The organism is Planctomycetia bacterium (assembly GCA_034440135.1).
Lineage (GTDB): Bacteria > Planctomycetota > Planctomycetia > Pirellulales > JALHLM01 > JALHLM01.
Genome location: JAWXBP010000320.1, coordinates 1 through 5,010 on the forward strand (window position 1 = coordinate 1; position 5,010 = coordinate 5,010).

General features: G+C 61.7%; 4 protein-coding genes. 2 read left to right on the forward strand and 2 right to left on the reverse strand.

The annotated features are described in order from the left end of the window. Window positions 1–183: 183 nt before the first annotated feature. Entirely contained in the window at window positions 184–2,493 is a 2,310-nt protein-coding gene (locus tag SGJ19_19525) for an ABC transporter permease (protein MDZ4782442.1), read from the reverse strand. A gap of 87 nt (window positions 2,494–2,580) precedes the next feature. Continuing rightward, complete coding sequence (locus SGJ19_19530; protein MDZ4782443.1) at window positions 2,581–3,060, reverse strand: TIGR03067 domain-containing protein; 480 nt, start codon at window positions 3,058–3,060, stop codon at window positions 2,581–2,583. Between the two features lie 755 nt (window positions 3,061–3,815). Between SGJ19_19530 and SGJ19_19535 the strand changes: the two genes are divergently transcribed. Further along, the gene (locus SGJ19_19535; protein ID MDZ4782444.1) at window positions 3,816–4,163 is read left to right on the forward strand and encodes a helix-turn-helix transcriptional regulator; all 348 of its coding nucleotides are present in this window, start codon (window positions 3,816–3,818) and stop codon (window positions 4,161–4,163) included. Continuing rightward, window positions 4,160–5,010, forward strand: an 851-nt coding sequence (locus SGJ19_19540; GenBank protein MDZ4782445.1) for an ABC transporter permease, incomplete at its 3' end; no start/stop codon positions are given. The genes SGJ19_19535 and SGJ19_19540, both read left to right, overlap by 4 nt.

The window sequence follows — 5,010 nt, forward strand, 5'->3', positions numbered from 1 at the left end:
ACGGCGCCCCGGGGCACGGGCGGGCCAACGATAGCAGCCGCGGTGGAAAGTCTAAGAACTTCGTCACGCCGCACGGTCGCTCGTACGCGTCAGGGGCCTCTCCACGCCCTCGATATAGCGGGCCGACGCGCTCCGCAGATCCGCAGATCCGCCCAAGTGGGCGATGAACTGATTGCCGACCGCTTACTGGGTCCCCAACATCTGCGCGATGCTTGTTCGACCAAGGCGTCTAAGCGGAATCGCGATCATTAATAGACACACGAGAACCATGACGCTCGCCACACCTATCGCCGCGGGCACGTACGTACCGCTGACCCCGAACATTAGTGCACCCATAGAGCGGCTGGCGGCAATGCCAACTGCGATTCCAATCGACACACTCAGAAGGCACGAAGTCGTGAACTGTCGAAGGAAGTACGCGGCCACGCCTAGAGGCGCGAGCCCCAACGCCATCCGCATTGCCAACTCGCGGCGACGTTGCGCGAACGCATGAGCCGAGGCGCCGGCCAAGCCGGCGAGGACCAGAGGAACTGCCCCGAGGCAAGCGAGCCAGATGATCATGGCTCTGCCCCGGTAGTCAGCCGTTGCCCGCACGGCCACGTCCTTCAATTGCACCACGTGTCGGGGAGCGCGAGCGCCCCAGACCTCTCGACCGGCGCCCTGAACGGATTGGGCGAGTGAGGCGATGTCCTCCGTCGCGGCGATGCGAATCAGGACGACCGATCCGTCCGCCGGTCGACCATAGACAAAAAGAGTCGGCCGATCTCGATCATCCGGGCGGTCGAGCTTGATGTCTGGCGCAACTCCAACGACCCGATGGAAGTACGCGGGCTTCAGGAATACGTCCTGATCCACGGGTTCTCCGAACTGCTGGAGGTACCGAGCCAGCGACGTGTTCGCGACCGCGGGGCCGCCTTCTGCTGAGAGCACAAGGGTTTCATTTGGGGTCGGTTCTGCTCCGCGAGTCAACGTAACGTCCAGGACGTCGAAGAAACCCGAGGTCACGCCACAGACCAGGCCAGCAATGCCCTGACCGCCTTTGTCCTTTCCCGCGACAAAAAGCTGCGGCTCACAACGCGACTGTTGCAAGGGAAACACACCCGATGCCGCGGCGCCTGCTACTCCGTGCAAACCCTTGACGCGCTCGAGGACGCGCGCCGTATGCGCACGACGCTCTGCGAAGATGTCGCGATCGGTGTTGAGCGGCTGCCTGGGCAACGATGGCACCGGAAGAACGAGCAGCCGCTCGGGAACAAATCCTAAATCAACGGAGGCCACCTGCACATACGAGTCGCCGACCATTGCCGCGATGTACAGCAGGGCCGTCGCACTCCCGATCTGAAGAACAAATATCGATCGACGTATGCGTGACACGGTCTGCGCCTCGTGCCCCTCTGATCCCCCGCGGGAAAGTGGCAGCGGGTCGGCATGCCGGACCGCGCTGAGGCAGCCTATTGAGAGCATGACCATTCCTGCGCCCGCTATGACGGACGAAAACACGATCGCGCGCCAATCGAGCCTTACTGCTTCAGCAAATACACCTGAATCCGGCAACAGGCGCACGATCACCCCGGCCAGTATCGGAGTCATGAGCCACGACAGGACCAGCGAGAGCGCAACAAGTAGCCCTGACTCCAGCACCACGAGCGTCATGAGATCGCGTCCAGTGGCGCCTAAAGCCCGGCGCACGCGAAGCTCGGTCGTCCGTTCCACAGTTCTTGTCAACAAGAGCGAACCGACCTGCAGCCAAGCCCCGATGATCGACCCGAGTCCAGCAATCGCAAAATAGAGGACAAAGACGGCATTCTCGGGCCGCACGTAGTCCGTGAACGGAATCACCCGGACTGGTCGGACTTCGGCGCGCAGTTGTTCGATCGAGACGTGCGGCGCGAGTCGCGCGAACGTTGGAATCCGCAAGGGGTTCGGTTCTGCGGAGGCAATCCAGAAATTCACCCCTTTCGGAAAGTGGAAACCCGGTGGCATGACACCTGCCACCCGCCACGTCGCATCGCGCTGAGATCCGGAAATCTCGATGACTCGACCGATGACCGCACGGTCCAAACCAAATCGCGCTCTCCAAAGGTCATACGCAATCAACACGTCGCGGGGTGACCCAATCGAACCGGCGTCACTAAGTGCGTGGCCAGCTACTGGCGACACTCCAAACAGGTCCGTGAAGCCGGGCGAGACGTACGCCGACCGGAGGCGCCACTCTGTCTGTGCGGGACTGGCAGTATCGAATGCCGGCTCCAGGTTAATCGCCGCATGATTGGCTACGGTCTTCGTGCCCTCGAAATACGACTGCAGTTCCCCAAGACGGCTTCGATTGTGTGTGACGAGACCGGCGAGGTCCGCCGGGGCCAAGTCGAGATAAACGAGATTGGCGGAATCGCGTACGGCCGGTTCCTGCAGAAAGGTAGAGTCTACGACAGCAAAGAACGCGGTGTTCGCCGCGAGAGCGACCGTGGCGACCGCCACAATCGGGATCGTCAACCATGGTTTCGCGAGCAGGGACCTGGCAGTTGTGCCGACAACAAACCAGAGCCGGGAGTTACGCATGGAATTCGCTGGCTCCCCAGCTTATTTCGAACCCGAGCGCTCCAGCCTCATCACAATCGCCTTCGACCCAGGGGCGCCCGACAGTACCTCAGGTCGGTCCGTTGATCCCTGGAACGAAAATGCAATCCTCAAAATCTTGTCAACCGCCTCATAGAGCATCCGATCCGTAGTGCCGTCTGGCCGTGTCCAATCGAGTCGCTTCGGTGAAGTTGAATCTGTGAGCGAAAAGCGACATCGTTGCGTTTCGCTCCCGTACAGGCCCGCGACAATCACCGTGTCGCCGACGAATGTCAACCGCATCTCCCGAATAGCCGACGGGTCAGTAATGCGCTTTCCATCACGCTCGATGGCGACAACGTGCCATTCACCCTCCAAAGATGTGGGACGTGCCGTCTGAAAAGCCGACGGCGCGCTGGTACCAGAGGCGATCGCGCAGATCACGATGATCTCAAAGAGGTGCCTTTTCTGCCTCGACTTGTGGCTGCTGTGAGGATCAATCATCGCCGCCCTCGCTTCTACTCGAACGCCTTATAGTCTTAGAGTTAGGCAACGGCCCGCGGCAATCTGTCGCCGCGGGCCGTCGCCGCATCAGGAGTTCCTATTGTCCGGCACCGTCGAATCGAGCACGACGCCGAAGCAATTGGTGCCCGGATGCGATAGACACCCGGTGCCCCAGCATGCAACCGCCCAGTGATACCCCGTGCACTGCCAGTTGTTGCAACAGCCGCAGCCCTGCGTACATGAGGCGAAGCTATCATCTTCGCCGTCGTGGTCGTGATCGTCCGAATGATTCGAGGAGTGTTCCAAGTGGGCGCCGACGGCGACAAGGGTGGTTCTCGTCGATCCATAGCTGACAACGACGATTGCGAGCAGACAGAGTCTGGCGAACGTGGAGAAAAAGCGACTCATGTGTGCTCCTAGAGAAACTAGCGATTCCGCCTGAAACGACTGGAGAGGCGTGGATGCTAGACGGTCCAACGTTCGAAGTCAAGCCGATAGGCCGTATTAAGGGGTTGTCCCTGACATAACCTCTCCTGTCAGACGTTTGCGAAGACAGACTTCAACGTCTGCAAAGCCGCCAAAATCACCGGGCTGCACCGGAATACCCTCTCCCGCAAAATCTCTACTTACAGAATCAAACGGGCGGGCTAACACCCGCTTCGCTGCGGTTCAGGGTTCTGCGTTCCGGGTCCCCAACCAATCCCCCGGTCCATGCGTCTATTGCTTACTAAGTGAGCAATGCCAAAGGAGGACGCGTGAAAACGGAGGGACTTTCAGTATTGGGTGAGGTCGAGCAACTGGTGCTGCTGGCGATTCTGCGGCTGGGCGACGGAGCGTATGCCGCGCCGATCAGGGAAGAACTCAAGGAGCGCGTGGGCATCGAGTTGTCCCGCGGCTCCATCTACGTGACGCTCGATCGGCTTGAACGCAAAAGGTATGTCTCGTCGTGGTTCGACGATCCGACACCGGAACCCGGCGGCAAGGCGCGACGATGCTTCAAGCTCGAGCGCCACGGTCTTGATGCGCTCAAAGCGGCGCAACGGATGATCGCTCACCTTCAGGCCGGCACGGTGCTCGCGCCCGGCAGCGGGCGAAAGTCATGAGCCTGTTCGAACGTCTCGCACTGATCTGCGTACCCCCCGACTGGCGTCGCGCGATCGCTGTCGCCATCGCCGAAGAAGAAGCCCACCACTCCGCACTCTGGCGCGCGGCGCACATCGCGCGCATCGGCGGCCGCATGCGTCTGGCCCGTAGCCGCGACGCCGTCGCCACCTCCATTCAAAGAAGGTTCCCCATGCGTGATTCCCTGAGAGATCTGCGCCTCGCCGTCCGCGGCCTGAAGCGCCAGCCCTGGCAAGCCGCCGCCATCGTCACCACGCTCGCGATTGGCATTGGCGCCAGCACCGCGATGTATTCGGTCTTCAACTCCGTCCTGCTGCGTCCGCTGCCGGGCGTCGATCGGCCGTCAGAGTTGGTGACCATCCGCTTTCAAGCGGCCAGCCGTCAGGGCAGCTATTGGGTGTCGTATCTCGACTACGCCGACATCCGTGACGGCACTCCCGGTCTGAGCGGCCTTGCCGCCACCTCGCCCCTTGCGGTTGATCTGTCGATCCCGAGCGAGCGCGATCCACATCGGATCGAGGCGGAGGTCGTGACCGCCAACTACTTCGACGTCCTCGGTGTGAGGCCGCTGCCGGGCCGCGGGTTTGCACCGCACGAGGAGCAACCCACCGCCGACGCGCCGGTCGCCGTCATCAGCCGGCGGCTGTGGGACCGGCTCTTCAATCAGGCCCCGGCCGCGATCGGGCAGAACATTCTCATCAATGGCCACTCCGTCGTCATCGCGGGTGTGGCGCCCAGCGGATTCCAGGGGCGATCGCCGATCAGCGCGACTGACATCTGGTTTCCGCTGGGCGCCCATCCGCAAGTGATGCCGAGTGCCGGCAAGAC

Excerpts from the sequence above, each read along its gene's own strand:
- SGJ19_19530 (MDZ4782443.1), bottom strand. The coding sequence starts at position 3,060 with ATGATTGATCCTCACAGCAGCCACAAGTCGAGGCAGAAAAGGCACCTC.